At 65.1% G+C, this 15,416-nt stretch carries 17 protein-coding genes; 8 read left to right on the top strand and 9 right to left on the bottom strand.

Translation table 11 applies throughout. From position 1 onward, the window contains the following. Positions 1-1,181: 1,181 nt before the first annotated feature. Positions 1,182-1,598, bottom strand: coding sequence for a hypothetical protein (locus TX76_RS14645; protein WP_049903421.1), 417 nt, complete (start codon positions 1,596-1,598; stop codon positions 1,182-1,184). 540 nt (positions 1,599-2,138) lie between these two features. Between TX76_RS14645 and TX76_RS14640 the strand changes: the two genes are divergently transcribed. Then, the gene (locus TX76_RS14640; RefSeq protein WP_049903418.1) at positions 2,139-2,714 is read left to right on the top strand and encodes a hypothetical protein; all 576 of its coding nucleotides are present in this window, start codon (positions 2,139-2,141) and stop codon (positions 2,712-2,714) included. 623 nt (positions 2,715-3,337) lie between these two features. Here TX76_RS14640 and TX76_RS14635 read toward each other — a convergent pair. The 4 genes from TX76_RS14635 to TX76_RS14620 form a co-directional block, all read right to left on the bottom strand. After that, the gene (locus TX76_RS14635; RefSeq protein ID WP_228842394.1) at positions 3,338-3,820 is read right to left on the bottom strand and encodes a hypothetical protein; all 483 of its coding nucleotides are present in this window, start codon (positions 3,818-3,820) and stop codon (positions 3,338-3,340) included. A 562-nt stretch (positions 3,821-4,382) separates the two neighbouring features. Continuing rightward, a complete protein-coding gene (locus TX76_RS14630) occupies positions 4,383-4,640 on the bottom strand; it encodes a hypothetical protein (protein ID WP_049903414.1) in 258 nt (85 codons plus the stop codon). 120 nt (positions 4,641-4,760) lie between these two features. Continuing rightward, a complete protein-coding gene (locus TX76_RS14625) occupies positions 4,761-5,318 on the bottom strand; it encodes a hypothetical protein (RefSeq protein ID WP_049903413.1) in 558 nt (185 codons plus the stop codon). 317 nt (positions 5,319-5,635) lie between these two features. Further along, positions 5,636-6,475, bottom strand: a complete 840-nt coding sequence (locus tag TX76_RS14620; RefSeq protein WP_049903412.1) for a DUF2182 domain-containing protein — start codon at positions 6,473-6,475, stop codon at positions 5,636-5,638. 328 nt (positions 6,476-6,803) lie between these two features. Between TX76_RS14620 and TX76_RS14615 the strand changes: the two genes are divergently transcribed. The 4 genes from TX76_RS14615 to TX76_RS14600 all read left to right on the top strand — a co-directional run bounded on the left by TX76_RS14615 (position 6,804) and on the right by TX76_RS14600 (position 8,626). Beyond that, on the top strand, positions 6,804-7,211 hold the full coding sequence (locus TX76_RS14615) for a nascent polypeptide-associated complex protein (protein WP_049903411.1): 408 nt from the start codon (positions 6,804-6,806) through the stop codon (positions 7,209-7,211). Next, entirely contained in the window at positions 7,208-7,969 is a 762-nt protein-coding gene (locus TX76_RS14610; protein ID WP_049903410.1) for a methyltransferase domain-containing protein, read from the top strand. The genes TX76_RS14615 and TX76_RS14610 overlap by 4 nt, the downstream gene beginning before the upstream one ends. 61 nt (positions 7,970-8,030) lie before the next feature. Then, a complete protein-coding gene (locus TX76_RS14605) occupies positions 8,031-8,246 on the top strand; it encodes a hypothetical protein (protein ID WP_049903408.1) in 216 nt (71 codons plus the stop codon). A gap of 2 nt (positions 8,247-8,248) precedes the next feature. Beyond that, positions 8,249-8,626: a hypothetical protein gene (locus TX76_RS14600; protein WP_049903406.1), complete on the top strand. Its 378-nt coding sequence runs from the start codon at positions 8,249-8,251 to the stop codon at positions 8,624-8,626. 29 nt (positions 8,627-8,655) lie between these two features. Here the strand turns inward: TX76_RS14600 and TX76_RS14595 are convergent, their stop codons facing one another. After that, complete coding sequence (locus TX76_RS14595; protein WP_049903404.1) at positions 8,656-9,258, bottom strand: hypothetical protein; 603 nt, start codon at positions 9,256-9,258, stop codon at positions 8,656-8,658. A 331-nt stretch (positions 9,259-9,589) separates the two neighbouring features. Next, complete coding sequence (locus tag TX76_RS14590; RefSeq protein WP_049903402.1) at positions 9,590-9,850, bottom strand: RPA12/RPB9/RPC11 RNA polymerase family protein; 261 nt, start codon at positions 9,848-9,850, stop codon at positions 9,590-9,592. A gap of 116 nt (positions 9,851-9,966) precedes the next feature. On the opposite strand from TX76_RS14590, the gene TX76_RS14585 reads away from it, so the two are divergent. Next, the gene (locus TX76_RS14585) at positions 9,967-11,316 is read left to right on the top strand and encodes an MFS transporter (RefSeq protein ID WP_049903400.1); all 1,350 of its coding nucleotides are present in this window, start codon (positions 9,967-9,969) and stop codon (positions 11,314-11,316) included. A 290-nt stretch (positions 11,317-11,606) separates the two neighbouring features. On the opposite strand, the gene TX76_RS14580 is transcribed toward TX76_RS14585, so the two are convergent. After that, positions 11,607-12,374: an enoyl-CoA hydratase/isomerase family protein gene (locus TX76_RS14580; protein ID WP_049903398.1), complete on the bottom strand. Its 768-nt coding sequence runs from the start codon at positions 12,372-12,374 to the stop codon at positions 11,607-11,609. 146 nt (positions 12,375-12,520) lie between these two features. On the opposite strand from TX76_RS14580, the gene TX76_RS14575 reads away from it, so the two are divergent. Together TX76_RS14575 and TX76_RS14570 are read left to right on the top strand one after the other, a co-directional pair. Next, on the top strand, positions 12,521-12,802 hold the full coding sequence (locus tag TX76_RS14575) for a GYD domain-containing protein (RefSeq protein WP_049903429.1): 282 nt from the start codon (positions 12,521-12,523) through the stop codon (positions 12,800-12,802). Positions 12,803-13,282: 480 nt separating this feature from the next. Continuing rightward, positions 13,283-14,410, top strand: a complete 1,128-nt coding sequence (locus TX76_RS14570) for a methyltransferase (RefSeq protein ID WP_049903427.1) — start codon at positions 13,283-13,285, stop codon at positions 14,408-14,410. A 60-nt stretch (positions 14,411-14,470) separates the two neighbouring features. Here the strand turns inward: TX76_RS14570 and TX76_RS14565 are convergent, their stop codons facing one another. Beyond that, positions 14,471-15,334, bottom strand: coding sequence for a hypothetical protein (locus TX76_RS14565; RefSeq protein ID WP_049903395.1), 864 nt, complete (start codon positions 15,332-15,334; stop codon positions 14,471-14,473). Between the last annotated feature and the right edge of the window lie 82 nt (positions 15,335-15,416).

Genomic DNA, 15,416 nt, shown 5'->3' with positions numbered 1-15,416 from the left:
ATCAAAACAACACGTCCCGCCCGACGTTGACAAGTCGCCCCACAAACAGATCAGTTGGCGATGGGTTTCTTTTTATCTCCCCAGATTAGCCTGTAATCAAGTCTGTTGTGTCCCAAGGGGTAGCCATTGCAATTTGACACAAACGATCTGTGAGCAATCTGACGGCTCTCAAAGCAAACTGATATGTTCGGTCCGCAACAGGTCGGCCACGACACCGATCGATTACCGGCCGACATCTACGAGTGTGGCCGGATCGATCCTGAATGTACGTTCAAGAGGGGCGTTAGCATCTCTCTCCCGAAAGCTTTAAATAGCTGGGGATATAAGGTAAATTAAGAAGTAAGCCCGTCTTCAACTGACGTAGTTATCCCCCTACTCCAAAGCGGGTTCGGGGGTCGCCTCGACCCTTAGCAGGGTATGGGCGGAGTCGTCACGTCTCGCGTGAAATCGCTCCGTCTATCCATACGGATGGTCGAACGGGGGGGAGTAGGATCGTCCCTTATTAGTTAAGTTAGTGAAACATCAGAATGGTCCGTGTGAGCTTGGCTACCGATGAGACGCCCCACTAAGGGCGTCTCTGCGTATTCGGTTTGGGTCCCCTGAGGTGGGAGGGTCTGGTGGTGTAGTGAGGTCGTGATCGAACGGAACCAGTTCGGACGGTCTCGCTACACCGGAGCCGGAGCGTAACCGTTCCGGTCGGAACGTACCAGTCTACAAGATTCTACCGAGTAAGTTAAACAACTACCGAAAGGTTTAAATATACGGATCTGTTACGTACTGGTACGATCCTACTCCCCCTTTGTGTGTTCGCAATCAGCTTAGCTGGTTGCGGGCACACGTCGCAACCTCCGGACACACCAATGTTCGGTTGCGGACGAACGTCGGCCTTTCCGTGGTTCTCACGGATCGATGCCCCATCAGTCCGCAACCAGCATGGCTGGTTTCGTCCGGACGTTGCTATTCATACGCCCGTAGTGGGGCGTCCGTCGGTCGCACGGTCTCGACTCCTATACGGCCGACCCTTTCGCGTTCGCCACGCACCGAGCATAGATACAGTAGTATCTATATCCCGTGTGGCCGCATGGTACACCGTGTCACCCCACCGGCACCGATCCGGTGCGGTGAGACCTGTACTTGTGTGGCCCGAGCAGTGTCGGACTGTCCGAACGATCTGGTTTTCTCTACTCTTCACGTTCTTCACTAAGTTCGATCGCCTGTTCTGGAGAAATTTCAAATAAATTAAGATCGCCTTCCACATTCCCGATATATGTTCCACCAATCTCTTCTATTTCTGTCTTCTCCACATTATCGGCGTAGATACTATCACCATCCTCCACCTTCATTATACCCACTGTAGAACCGTCACGTCCGTCCAAGTATTGGTAAATTTGAATCAAAAGTGAAGTACTATTTATACTAAGCATAGCGATTGATGCGAAAGTCATCGGATCAATACTGTTTCTTCGTACTCGACCCCGGTCTTGTATGTCTTCGCTAACCTCTTCACGGATCTCGGTTAACAACTCCTCTGTAGACTCCTCTTCGGCTTCCGGATCAACCATCCATTCAATCTGGTAGTTCGTTCCGCGTTCGCCCATATCCCAAGTGCAATACTCAGTGACATATAAGTCCGGGTCCTCCCCGAATCGGTTTCGTCCGGGTCGACGGGTCCCGATCAGCCCCGATGTGATCGGGTCCCACTCGACATAGCGAGGTATGACCGCAACGGTCGCGCGCCCGCTACGCGCTCCTACACTCGCTCTTGCGAAAGCCCGGCGCGAAGCGCCCGCGACCGTGGAGGTGGGTGGGTGGGAGTGAGCACCGCGAACGACGGAGGGAACGGGCTGTATGGTATGGCGGGCGTCGGCCCCGCCCGCACGCCCGCAACTCCCCTGCGGTATGATCGTGCGGTCCCCTCCCTATTGCCATTCGAGCACGGCGGTCCGGTCGCCGTCGGCGTCTTTTCTGTTGATATCAGTATTAGGTTTAGTTACATTGTTACTTATTTGAATATATAAGATACCTATAAGTGGATGGCGATACAAGGCTATAGTAAGGCAAAACGGTCCCCTCGGGGGTCAAAACCGACGACCCCGGCAGTAGGATGCCGGGATCGTTTTGCTGGCAGTCCAACCAGCATGACCAAATCGAACACGTCCGAACTTAGTAGTTCGGAAAAGGTCGAACGTCGCGCCGAGTACGAAGATATCGATATCGTCCGCGCGGACGATGAACACTACAACGTATGCAACCGGTCGCACGGTACTGGTACCGAGTCCGACCACACCTATACTGTCGACGTGGACCCGTCGACCGGTGGAGCCGAAGCCTGCCGGTGTCCTGATTACCGATACCGACGGGCCGACGCGGGCGAGTCGTGCAAACACATGCTCGCGGTGGAGGACCATATCGAACAGGTCGAGACGACCCCGACGGCTTCGACCGCACCCGAGCCGGTCGCGGCCGACGGTGGTACGGTCGTGGCCGACCCGTCCCCAGTCGAGACCGACATCAACGACGTGGCGGACGAACTACAATCGAAGGCCCCGGACGCGAGGGTTGTGGTCCGCGAGGATGAAATCAGCCTGCGCTTGTCCACCGTTGTGCTCGACCGTACCCTGTCGGTCGCACGGGACGCCGGCTACCGGATCGAAGAACTATACTCGGGACTCGGCCCCGACAACGAGACGGGGGTTGTGTTCCGCCGAACGTAACCAGTACCGACCGGCTTCATCTTGTTCCGGCCACAACAACTTTGTTAACCGCGCATATGGCACGTGGTGGGGGAGGCATGGGACAGGAACCAAACCTCCCCCTCACGATGCCAGAGCAACGGACCGGATCGGAGGGTATGAGGGCACCCTTCCGTTCTCGGTTTACTTAGAGAGTGTTTGAGCCGATAGCTCAGACTCCCTACCATACGATAACAGGGGTTTCAGCCGAAGGAAAACCGAGTATCCCCGCGCAGGGCACTTTGTCGACCGGAACCCCCCACCCCCTACGGGTCGAACATTGCTCCGCGTATTCGCACTAACTTTTCAGATACCCCCGAAACCGCATGACTGCGGTCGGACACTAATGGTTTCGGCCGGTAGAGGAGAGAGTTCGACAGTATAATATAATATACAACCGTACCTTGTACCATGGCCCCGACCCGAGCGGTATCTGTCCGACCAGCGGAGTGTGACGAGTGTGGGTACACTTTAACGGTCGGTCGTACCGTGTCAGGCACTCACATAATGGGTAACTCCTCGTGTCCGGAGTGTGGAGCGAACGATTATACTGTACTGTCGTTCAACGATTGAAGGTTGACAAGACGGGTTCGACCGTAGGGGTTTTATTCTTGTAGACCGTATGTGAAATCGCGGTACGGGAGTGGATTTTGGCCGAACAAAGTGGGTAGACAACAGGTAGACCGAGACTTTGTGATCGCGGTCATCAGCGAGTAGATCACGAGATCGGGGATGAGATCCGCCGCTTTCGAGTGGAGCTCGCTCCGGGAGATCCCCTGGTGGCCGAGCCCCTCGACCTGCTCGAAACGGTCGTCGGACTCGCCCAGTCGATCCGAGGTGATCGTCTCGGGCTCGACCACGACCGTGTACATGTCCTCGCCGAGATCGAGCGCCGCGAGTTCGTTCTGGATCGGTTCGACGGTGTGTGACGGCAGCGGGAACGAGATCGTCGCCGACGTGTCGGGGTCGTTCGTGTGATCCGAGATCGAGTAGTCGAGATCGTTGGCGTCGAGCACGTCGAGCACCGTCTCGCGGGTGTGCTCGGACAGCGTGATCACCTCGACCAGGCGCATGTCCTTGCGCGCCATCTCAGTCCACCCCCCGACGGCGCGGGCGGTGTTCCGGCACGATTCCGCCATCGATCCGATCGACAAGGGGTATCGATCGGGGTCGACGATCGACGGCCGTTCGACTGTATCGGTGGGTCGTTTCCATTTCGAGTAGCTGAGAGATGCACCGAACCGATCGAAAACGGCGGAACGAACGCGTCCTATCGGACGGACGACGTACCGTCGTCGTCCCCGTTGCGTTCATGAGCGGTTCGTCGTCGATACCACCACGCGACCAGAAGCAGAGTCGTGATCATCGGCGATGAAACGGGACGCCGGACCCCTCCCTCGACGACGCCGATCCCGAACGTGCATCTACGGCCCGTCGTCGGACCACGGGGATCGAGACCGGCAGCTGTCCGGCCGGGGATCATCCGCGCCGCGGGGCGCGTCGTCCGGCGTCGTTCCGTGCTCAACGATAGGCCACCGAAGGGAAAAGGACGCCAGATCGTACAGCAGGGTAATCAGAGACAGTGGAACGATCGGACGGTCGTCGCTCGGCATCCGCGGCGCGTTCCCGCTACGACGGCGATCGTGTGGACTACAGCTCCTGATTGGGCTCGCGTCGCGGCGCTGGTTGGGGCTCGGGGTCGGCTCCAGCGTCACAGATGAGTGCCTTCGCGGCTTCGAGCGCTTCGAGTCGCTCGCCGATCTCCGCGAGCAGGTCCGCGCGCCGGGCCCGAATGCGGGCCTCGCTGTACCCCTCCTGCGATCCCTCCGACTCGTCGAGCAGATCCACGAACTCCGTGAACAGTTCGCGTTCGGCGAGATCCTCCGGCGGTGTTTCGGTGAGTCCCATCGACGACTGCCACCGCGTCCGCCGGGAACTTTGTTTTTTCTAGTCCCGAAGCCACCAGAACGAACCGATCGACGGCTCGCCGTCCCCCTCGGCGGCCGTGTCGGCCGGGAGGATGGATCGCTAGAACTGGACGAACTCGTCGGGATCGATCGAGGTGTCGAACGCGCGGGTGTAGAGCGCGGCGATCGTCTCCCGGATCGCCGTGAGCTGATCCGGCCGACCGCCACAGCCGGCCACACAGCGGGCGGTCACGGTGTCGGCGTACGCCTCGTACCGGAGTCGGCTGTGACAGTGCGGACAGCGTGGCTCGACGTGGGCGTGCATCCACTCGACGTCGTGACCCGCCGCAGCGAGGCGCTTTCGGAGCGCGTACCAGACGTGAACGTCCCACGATTCGGTGTCCTCGGCGGTGCGCTTGAGCCGCGCGAGCGCGAGCGCTGCCTTCCGATAGAGTGCGTCGTCGGTCTCGTGGTGACGCTCGTGGCACCGGCGAAACCGGTTGAACAGCGCGGCTTTCGAGGAGCGAACCGCGCCCGTGGTGAGCTCGCCGGCCGCGTCGGCCGCCAGCGACTCCTCGTCGGCGGTGACGACCCGGCGTGGTCGGCCCGCGTCGTCGTACTGTTGTTCCTCGGTGAGCGGTGCACCCGTCTTCGGACAGAACGCGTCTTCCCCAATCATGGTTGTGTTCGCTATCGACCGACAGCAACGGCTGTAGAGCGATGGAGCGCAGCAGCCACGCAGCGAGAAGTCACAGTCGACGCGGCGTCGGACCCACGATAGTCCGTCGCCGAACCGACGAACCCCGTTCCCCCACGAGACCCCGGACCACGCCCGTCCGGAATCGGCACGAACGCCATGCTGGTCGGCGGGACGTCATCCGCGCCGCGGGTCGGCGCGTCGTCCGGGTGCTGCGATAAATCCGTAGATTTCACCGAGCAAAAAACGTTTCGACGGTGTCGCCCGGTGGAGTGTCGTCGCTCGGCGTGGTCCAGCTGTCACATTCCGAAGGCGACGGGGAGGGACGGACGAGTCAGCCAGACCACGAGTCCAGCGAGAACCGCCACGACGCCCGACCCGACCGCGACCTCCCGCCCCCACTCGGGAAGGCGTTCGAGCGCGACGACGCCCGTCAACGCGACCATCCAGAAGGGGTTCATCTCGCCGAAAACCGGCATGACGAGGAAGAACACGCCGAAGGAGATCAACACGCACCGCGCGCCGTGGCGCACGCCCTCGGCGAGCGCCGCCACGGCCCCGGTCGCGTGCGAGCAGACGTTCGCACAGCACGAATCCAACAGCGACTGCTTGAACGCCGAGAGCTGGTAGCCGCCGGCGAGCACGAGCGCCCCGCCGATCGCGAGATGGGTGTGTGCCCGCGTGAACCCGTAGATTCCCCCGGGGAGCACGGCGTCGACCGCGAGCGGGATCATGCCAGAGAGCGCCCACACCCCGAGGTATCCCCCCAGAAACGTCGTCACCGCTGCCGTTGCGGCGAACGCGGTGCCCTCGTGGGCGTCGGCGTACGATCGGACGAAGCGGAGCATCGCCGGATGCATCATCGCCCACATCATCACGCCCCACATCACGAGGTAGCCGAGGACGGCGTCGACCGTGCCGGCGTGGGCGACGCCGCGTTCCATCGCGCCCGGCGCGGTCATCGGGATGCCCTGCTCCATCAGCCACGCCATGCCCGGCATCGGCACAGCTCCGCCGATCGTCAGTACCCACCACAGCACGTCGATCCCGAGCATCGCCACGACGGCGGTGGTCGCGCGATCGAGCGGCAGCCGGAACGCGGCCGCGAACCGTCCCGCGACGCGGTGGCCGACGCTCATTCGTGGTCCTCCACGCTCCACCGTTCACGATCGAATCGACAGCCCTCGTTCGACGGCCGAGCGAACTGCCGTCCGTCGACGCGACTGCGAGCGCTGGAACGTCCGTTTCCCATCCGGAGCCGGCATCCTACCATATGCGTCCGCCACGAGACCGTTGCAGCATTTGAGTGTCAACGACGATACAGCCGAACGATGGGTTCGAAAAGAGCGCTCTCGTAGAATCGGCGGTACTCGGGCGACTCGCACGGACGATTCGCCCGGATCGGAAGATCGATTCCCGTGACGGCGAACCCGAAGGGACAAGACGCTGGCGGCCGTTCCGTCCCTCATGTTCGGAGGAGGCGGCGGGATGAACCCCCGGAAGCTGAACCAGATGATGGAACAGATGGGCATCGACATCGAGGAGCTCGATGCCGAGGAGATCGTGATCCGCACCGGCGACGAGGAGCTCGTCTTCGACCAGCCGGACGTCCAGCGGATGGACGCCCAGGGCCAGGCGACCTACACCATCACGGGCGAGCCCGAGACGCGTGCGGCCGGCGAGGAGGCGACGCCGCTCGGGGCCGGCGACGGTGCGAGCGACGCCGGGACTGGCAGCGAGAGCGGTGGGGACGGCATCCCCGAAGCGGACGTCGAGATCGTCGCCCAGCGGACGGACGCGAGCGAGGACGACGCGCGCGAGGCCTTGGAGGAGACCGACGGCGACCTCGCGGATGCCGTCTCGCGGCTGGAGTGACCGCCGTTCTGTTGGTCACCGACGATCGCGAGTATCTCCGCCGGCCTGGCGACCGGCTCGAAACCGATCTCGGCGTGCTCGACGTGCCGGAGGACGTCGCACCCGGCGAGACCCTCGAAACCCACCTCGGGACCGAGTTCCGGGTCCGCGAACTCAGGGGTCCCGACCTCTTTCACCACTTCGAGCGCACCGGCGCGCCGATGATGCCGCGGGACATCGGCCTCATCATGGGTCACACCGGCGTCGCGGCCGGCGATCGAGTGCTCGACGCCGGCACCGGAACCGGTGTGCTCGCGGCGTATCTCGCGCGGGCCGGCGCGTCGGTCGTGACCTACGAGCAGGATTCCGAGTTCGCCGACGTGGCGCGCGAGAACATGGCGCTCGCGGGCGTCGGCGGGGCGGAGACGGAAGGCAGCGTCACGGCGGCTCCCGGGCCCGGCAGCGCCACGGTCCGCACCGGCGACGTGTGCGACGCGCTTGACGACCTCTCGGGGTTCGATCTCGTGACCCTCGACACCGAGGACGCGCCGGCGGTGGTCGAGCACGCGCCCGACCTCCTGGTACAGGGGGGCTATCTCGCGGTCTACTCGCCGTTCGTCGAGGATTCCCGCGCGGTCGTCGAGAGTGCCCGCGAGGCCGGGCTGGCGGTCGAGACCTACGAGACGATCCAGCGCGAGATGGACTTCGACGAGCGCGGCACCCGTCCCTCGACCGCCGGCGTGGGTCATACGGGATATCTCGTTTTCGGGCGGCACTAACCGGCCAGTTCTTCGGTGACCTCGGGGTATAAGCCCACTACGTTCCATGTGAGAACGAAACATGAGCGAATCCGAACCCGAGGAGCGGCTCGACGAGACGACGACGTGGCCCGAACTTGCGATCGGGCTGTACGACCGGCTGACCGGCCGCGGCGCGGAGATCACCTACGAGTTCGAGGAGATGGAGGTCGCGGTCCCCTCGAAGGCCGGCGAGGACGCGGAACACGCCCACTGGCACGTCGACGGGACGCTCCGGATCACGACGCGCGAGCCGTAGCCGTGGACGCTTCGCGCGCGCTCGCGGCGATCGCCGACGAGGACCTCGCGCCGCTCGACGTACAGGCCGACCTCGCGGCGTCGATCGACGGCCACGAGGTCACGGTCGAGGCCGCGGCCAACCGGATCCACGTCACGGTGCCCGCGGTCGCGGTCGGAGCGACGCTGATTCGGCGCGTGCGCGGCGTGCTGCCGGGCGCGGCGCGGGTGCTCGCGGCGGCCGACCTCACCCTCGTGGTGCGGGTGCGCGGGCGGGTCGTGGCCGTTCTCGGCGCGGAAGCGCAGCCTGGCCGCCTCGGTCGGCGGCTCGACGCCCCCGTTCAGATCAGTGCCGACGGTGCGCTCACGGCGGCGGTCCGCGAGGCGCTGTCGACGTTCTGACGGCGCACGGAGATGCACAGGTTGGCGGGCTATTCGACGGCCCGCAGCAGTTCGAGCAGCTCCTCGCGGTCGGTGGTCGGGTCGATCTCGTGCTCGACGCCGAGCGCCGCGAGCAGTTCGTCGAACCCTCTCGTGGGGTAGGCTCCGCCGGCGATCCGGAAGGTTCCATCGCGAATCCAGACGGCCAGCCACGCCTCGATCGCGATTTCGCTGTCGTGAGCGCTCGATGTGACGGCGTAGCGGGCGGTGTAGTTCGTGAGTCGGGCGCGCTTGCCGCCGTCGGTGCGCATCCGTTCGGTGCGGCGGCGGTCGATGGAGTGGAAGCCGCGGGCTTCGAGGTCGGCGACGAACGCGCGGCGCGCCTCGGCGGTCACCGTCGAGCGGATCATCGCGGGCCCGACGCCTGGCGCGAGCGGCGGATGGAAGGCGAGTCGGGTAGCGAAGAAAAATCGCCACGGTCCGCCGAGATCACCGTCGCTCGCCGCCTCGATCGCTGCGCGCCGGTCGCCGTCCTCGTAGACGAGCGTGTGGCCCTCGACCCGGACGGCGGCGAGTTGGAACAGCGTCTCGGTGGTCTCCTCGGCGAGTTCCCACCCGCCCTCCGCGAGGCGTTCGTCGGGGACCGACGGCATCGGTGGTGGCTGTACGCGCCGAGCGCTCTTGAAGGCCCGCGGTACTGGTGCGGTAGCGGTGTGGTGGCGGCGCGGGCCTGGCGTCTCGGCGAACGAAGTGAGCCGAGGCTCAGGAGAGCGTTGCTCTCCTGGCGGATGAAGGGCGAAGCGCGCGAGCGACCGCAGGGAGCGCGCGCTGAGGGCTTCGGTGGTGCTGTGCGGAGAGCGCCAACAGTTCTATCGCGAGCGGGGCCGAAGGCCGAGCGAGCGGAGGTTTTTGGTCCAGACTTTTGCGAGGGGTTGAGTGCGAGCGCAGCGAGCGCGATGCCTCGAAGTAAAAAGGTGGGTGCTTCTAGTGATCGTCCTCGCGCCAGCTGTGCTCACAGTCGGTACAGACGAAAAAGCGGGTTTCGGACTCGTCGGCCGACCGGATCTGCTGCATGTACCAGTACGCCTGGTCGTTGTCACACTCGGGACACTCGACGTCGGTCGTCGGGAGGCCCCGGTCCTCGGCGTCGGTGACGTCGATGACCTCTGACTGTTCCTGGGACTCGGTGGTGCCCGTCTCGCCGGTGATCTCCTCGAAGAGATCGGCGTAGTCGTCGTCTGCCATGATGGAATCACGCGCTGAGCGCGGTCGCTCGCGGTTGGTGCCTCAGCGGTTTAAGTCGCGCGGGTTCCGTGCCGCGAAGGAAACCGTGATAGGTGCGCAAGGCGTGAAGCGGGTAGATGGTTTTTCGACGGCTGCGGGAGTGGTTTCGTGCCACGTTCCTCGGCACCGACCGCCGGGTGCTCGTGCTCGCGCTCGCTCGGATGGCCGACTCGATCGCCAACTCCTTTCTCATCGTCGTGCTGCCGCTGTACATCGCCAGCGGACAGATCCCGATCGAGGGCCTGATCGGGGTCGAGGTGGGCGGCATCGCGGTGTCGGAGGAGCTCCTCATCGGGATCGTGCTCTCGCTGTTCGGCTTCCTCAACAGTCTCGGCCAGCCCTTTACAGGTCGGCTGTCGGATCGAACCGGTCGACGCCGGCCGTTCATCCTCGGCGGGCTCGCGCTGCTTGGGGTCGCGAGCGCCGCCTACGCGTTCGTCGACAACTACTACGCGGTCGTCGCCTTCCGAATGCTCCAGGGACTCGGCGCGGCGCTCACCATCCCGGCGACGGTCGCGCTGGTGAACGAGCTCGCGACCTCGGTCGACCGGGGCGAGAACTTCGGCGTGTTCAACACCTTCCGGCTGCTCGGCTTCGGCCTCGGGCCGATCGTCGCCGGCGTCCTCATCACGGGCGGACTGTCCGGGACGAGCGTCGTCAGCTACCAGCTGTTCGGCACGACGGTCTCCGGCTTCGAGGCCGCGTTCGCCGTCGCCGTTCTCGGTGCGGCGGTGAGTTTCGCGCTGGTGACGCTGCTGGTTTCGGACCCGCCGGAGACCGAGGCCGCCGCTGGCGAAGATCTCTCGGTGGCGATCCGTGATCCGACCGGCGAACATCTCCTCGATCCGGTGTTCACCCTCGGCCTCGCTACGCTGTTCATGGCCATCGGCATCGGCCTCTTCGCGACCCTGCAAGAACTCATCAACAGCCGACTCGATCAGGGACCGTTCCTCTTTTCGGTCGAGTTCGCCGCCGTGGTCATCGCGAACGTCGTCCTCCAGGTCCCGATCGGTCAGGCGAGCGACCGCTACGGCCGCCGTCCCTTCCTCGTCGCCGGGTTCGTCCTGCTCGTCCCTACCACGTTCGTCCAGGGTCTCGTGACCGAACCCCTCCTGATGATCGCCGTCCGGCTCGGCCAGGGCGTGGCGGTGGCGATGGTGTTCGCGCCGGCGCTCGCGCTCGCAGGCGACCTCGCCGGCAAGGGCCAGTCCGGCACACAGCTCTCGATCCTCACGATGGCGTTCGGGCTCGGGGTCGCCATCGGCCCGCTCGCCTCCGGCTTCCTCGTCGGGTTCGGGTTCGTCTACCCCTTCGCGTTCGGGGCCGCGCTCGCGGCGATCGGCCTCGTGTTCGTCTACACGCAGGTCGAGGAGACGGTTGCCGATACCGTCGCACCAGGTGCCGACATCGTTCCCCAGGACGACTAGCCACTTTTTTACTTCGTCGGGTGTCCTCGCGCGCCTCCGGCGCGCTGCGGGCACCTCTCCTCGCAAAAACCTGGACTAAAAACACCCGCTCACTCGCTGCGCTCGTTCGCGGCGAACCACGCTCGCTGTGCTCGCGCGGATGCTACGCTTCCCGCGACCGCCAAACACTGCCGAAGCCCTCGACGCGCGCTCACTTCGCTCGCGCGTCTCGCCCTTCATCCGCCAGGCCCGCCCCGCTACCGCCAGCGTCAAAAGCGCTCGAATGAAGTCGAAACGCCGTTCGGCCGCCGTTACTCGAACTCCGGCTCGCGGTCCTCGACGAACGCGCGCATCCCCTCGCGCTGGTCGTCGGTTCCAAAGAGCCCGCTCCACGCCCGGCGCTCGTAGGTCAGGCCGACGGACTGCGGCGACTCGTGGACCTGATTCAGGGCCTCCTTCGCGGCCTGGAGCGCGTGCTTCGGCTTCGCGGCGAGTTCGGCGGCCATCTCCCCGACGTGATCGTCGAGTTCGTCGTGCGCCACGACCTCGCCGACGAGCCCGTGCTGGTGGGCGTCCTGGGCGTCGACGCGCTCGCCGAAGAAGACCAGCCGGCGCGCGAGCTCGTCGCCGACCAGTCGCGAGAGGCGCTGCGTGCCGCCCCAGCCGGGGACGATCCCGAGGTCGATCTCGGTCTGGCCGAGGACGGCACGCTCGGAAGCCACCCGGAGGTCACAGGCGAGGGCGAGCTCACAGCCGCCGCCGAAGGCGTACCCGTTGACGGCGGCGATCACCGGGGCCGGGAACGCCTCGATCGCGTCGGTCACCCGGTGGCCGAGCTCGGCGTAGGCCTGCGCCTCCGCGACCGAGAGCTCCGCCATGTACGCGATGTCCGCGCCGGCGACGAACGCATCGTCGCCCGCTCCCGTGAGGACGAGCGCGCGGGCGTCTTCGGCCTCCGCCAGCGCGTCTTCGAGCGCTTCGAGCGTCTCCGTGTTGAGTGCGTTCAGTCGGTCGGGTCGGTCGACGGTGATGGTCGTCACGCCGTCTTCGCGGTCGAGGTCGATCGTGTCCCACGACATACGACCCCCACTCGTCGCCGCACTACCGGATGTCTTTCGGTGGCTCGTCTCGAAACGCCACAGCTCGCGTAACTCTGTCCGTTCTCGCCGCATAGCGGGTATCTGGCGACGATATGTTCATCTTCTCGCGTCGCTTCCAGAGATATATGGCAAACTACGTTTCCATGGTGAAGATCCGCAACCCGCCCCAGAACGCCCAGAAACTCGCCTCGGTCTGGGGCGACGTCGACCACGATCTCCGGGAGTACGACATCGAGCTCACGGACAGCTACGCGGTTCTCGGCGAGTACGACTTCCTGCTCCTGTTCGACGCCCCCAGTCGGGACGAGCTGTTCAAGGCCGCGTTCGTCGTCGAGAACTACGGGCTCGACATGCAGACCATGGAGATCATCCCGATCGACGAGCTCGCGTCGATCGTCGACGAGTAGGCGGAATCGGGCTCGGCGGCGTCGGTGGTCTCGCCGACGACGGACCCCGCCGACGCGGGACAACGTTTTTGCGCGCTGGTGACGGAAGACCGCGTGTAGTGAAAAAGCGCTCTCGGTCGACGCCGTTCCGCTGAGATCGCGCGGTCGCCGCGCGTGCGGACGGATCGACCGGCTCGCCGGCTGTGGGCGGCCCGACGGACCGACCGGAACGCGATCGGTCGGAGTCCCTGTCGGGCGGTCACGCTGATCGGCACCTGGTTCGCGTCCTGCGTGGAGCCACGCGCGAACCGTTTTCCACGGACTCTCGCCGAGAGCGCAGGGCGTGGGCTGTCCCGCTCGCCGATCGTCACGACCCCACCCCACGTCAATGCCATCACCGTCGACGCGACCGCGTCACGACCCACAGCACCGCCGATCCTCCGAACGCCCCGCCGAAGACCGTCGCCGTCACGCGCCGGTACCGATCGAGGGACGCTGCCGATGAACCGCTCAACCGACGAGCTAGCCCTCGAATCACGAGTATCGGGGGCTCGTCCGGAGTATCGCTTCGCCACCGCGGACGGCGTCTGCTCGGAGCGCTCGTTCCGAACCGCCGAACTCCTGCTCGTGGAGTCGCTCTGGGACGCCGACCCCGGTCGACTCCTCGTTCCGGAAGCGAACTACGGCGTCGTCGGCACCGTTCTCGCCGCGCGCGCTTCGAGTGCTCACCTGACCGAATCGAGCGCCCGTGCGGCGCGGCTCTGTGAGCGAAACGCGCGGCGGAACGACGCCGACGTCGAAATCTCGACCGTCGCGGACCTCACCACTCTCGGCGGGACGTTCGAGACGGTCGCCTACGCGCCGAAACCCTACACGCCGCTCGCGGTCGGCACCCAGCGCATCGCGGACGCACTCTCCGTGCTGGGGCCTGGCGACGAACTCTTCCTCGCGGCCGCGCCGCGGACCGGGCTCGCGCGCTACGAGACCCACCTCGACGAGATGGCGGCCGGGGTCGAGCGACGCGCCACGCGCGGGGACTGGCGGCTCCTCGTGGCGACCCGTCCCGACTCGTTCGACCCGCCGACGTACGTCTCCCCGCGAACGATCCGGCCGGAGATCGATGGCGCGACGCTCGAACTCGTCACCGTGCCGGGACTGTTCTCGCCGACCGCACTCGACGACGGGACGCGCCTGCTCCTCGAAACCGCGACCGTCGAGGACGGCGAGCGCGTCCTCGACCCCTGCTGTGGCTACGGCGCGATCGGCGCGTACGCGGGCCTGGCCGCGGACTGTGAGGTCTGGCTCACCGACGACGATCGCGTCGCGACGGCGTGTGCGGAGCGGAGTTTGCGGGCGTCGGGTGTGGACGCCATCGTGGTGACGGCCGACTGCACCGCGGGCGTCGCCGACCGGACGTTCGATCGAGTTCTCTGTAACCCGCCGACCCACGCCAGCGACGGCGTGCTTGCCGAGCTGTTCGCCGGCATCGCCGACGTTCTCGCGCGGGGCGGCGAACTCACGACGGTCCACCATCGCGACCTCGATCTCCGGAACCACCTCTCGGAGTTCGATCGGATCGAGACACGCCGGACGGGGGCCGAGCACGTCGTGCTGTCCGCGATCAAGTAGCGGGAGCCAGGGCAACGCCAGCGCGCCTGGCGATTGCAGTTGGAGATTCCGTCACGGTTCTCAGTCGTGAATCGTGAGGTCGTAGTCGAGCTTTTCGGCGACTGTCCCGAGCGCCGCGACGACCTCGTCGAGCGTCTCGCGGTCGGGAACGCCGATGCGCGTCGGCGGATCGGCGGTGAGTCGGTCGAACACGTGTCCAAGCCCACGGAGCACCACCGAGTCTGTTTTGGGCGTCCCACCCCATCGACAGACGAGTTCGAGTCGTTCCGGTTCGGGATAGACGTCGGTGAGTCCACTCAGCGTAAACGCGGCCCACTCCTGCCACGTCGGGGTGTCGACGCGCAGATGGTCCGATTCGATCTCGTACCGTCGGCCGTCTGTTTCCCACGAGAGGAGTGGACCGACGGGGAACGATCCGGAACCGAACATCGTATCGAGCATTTCGTTCAGTTCGTCGACGAGCCCGTCGACCACCGCGTTGACGTCTCGGTTGCGCCTGTGATGTGGAACGGAGTGATAAAGCCAGGCGTCCTCGCGAACGACGGCGAGTTCGTGGATGCCGAACACTCGCCACGAACCGGGTCCGGCGTCCGTTTCGTGATCGACAGTCAGACACTCGCGGACGAGCTGTGATTCGTCCGGCAACGAGGCGCGATACTCGGCGAGATTCCCGTGTGTCAGGAGTTGTTCGTCCTTTCGAAGGCGAGCGAGTCGACGAACGGTAGCGAGCGTCTCGGGGCTGTGCTCTTCGAGCATCGGCCCGTCGATAGACAGATGTACCGCCGTGCCGTACTGCATCACGAGTTCGACGACCGAGTTTTCGACCTCGATCCAGTTCGTCACCACGTCGTCCGAACTGCTCGACGTGCGCGTGACGACGGTATGCGTTCGGTCGGCGACATCGATCGGCTCGCGGGAACCCATGCTCTCGAAACGCCGCTTCGCGGGGCACGGACAACTGTGCTGCGGTCGCGGACCCCCGTAGAACTATCCCGGTGCATCGCCA

Source organism: Halococcus agarilyticus, assembly GCF_000334895.1.
GTDB classification, from domain to species: Archaea; Halobacteriota; Halobacteria; order Halobacteriales; family Halococcaceae; genus Halococcus; species Halococcus agarilyticus.
Note: the sequence above shows the minus strand (reverse complement) of the source record. Positions and strands in the feature narration are given on the sequence as shown.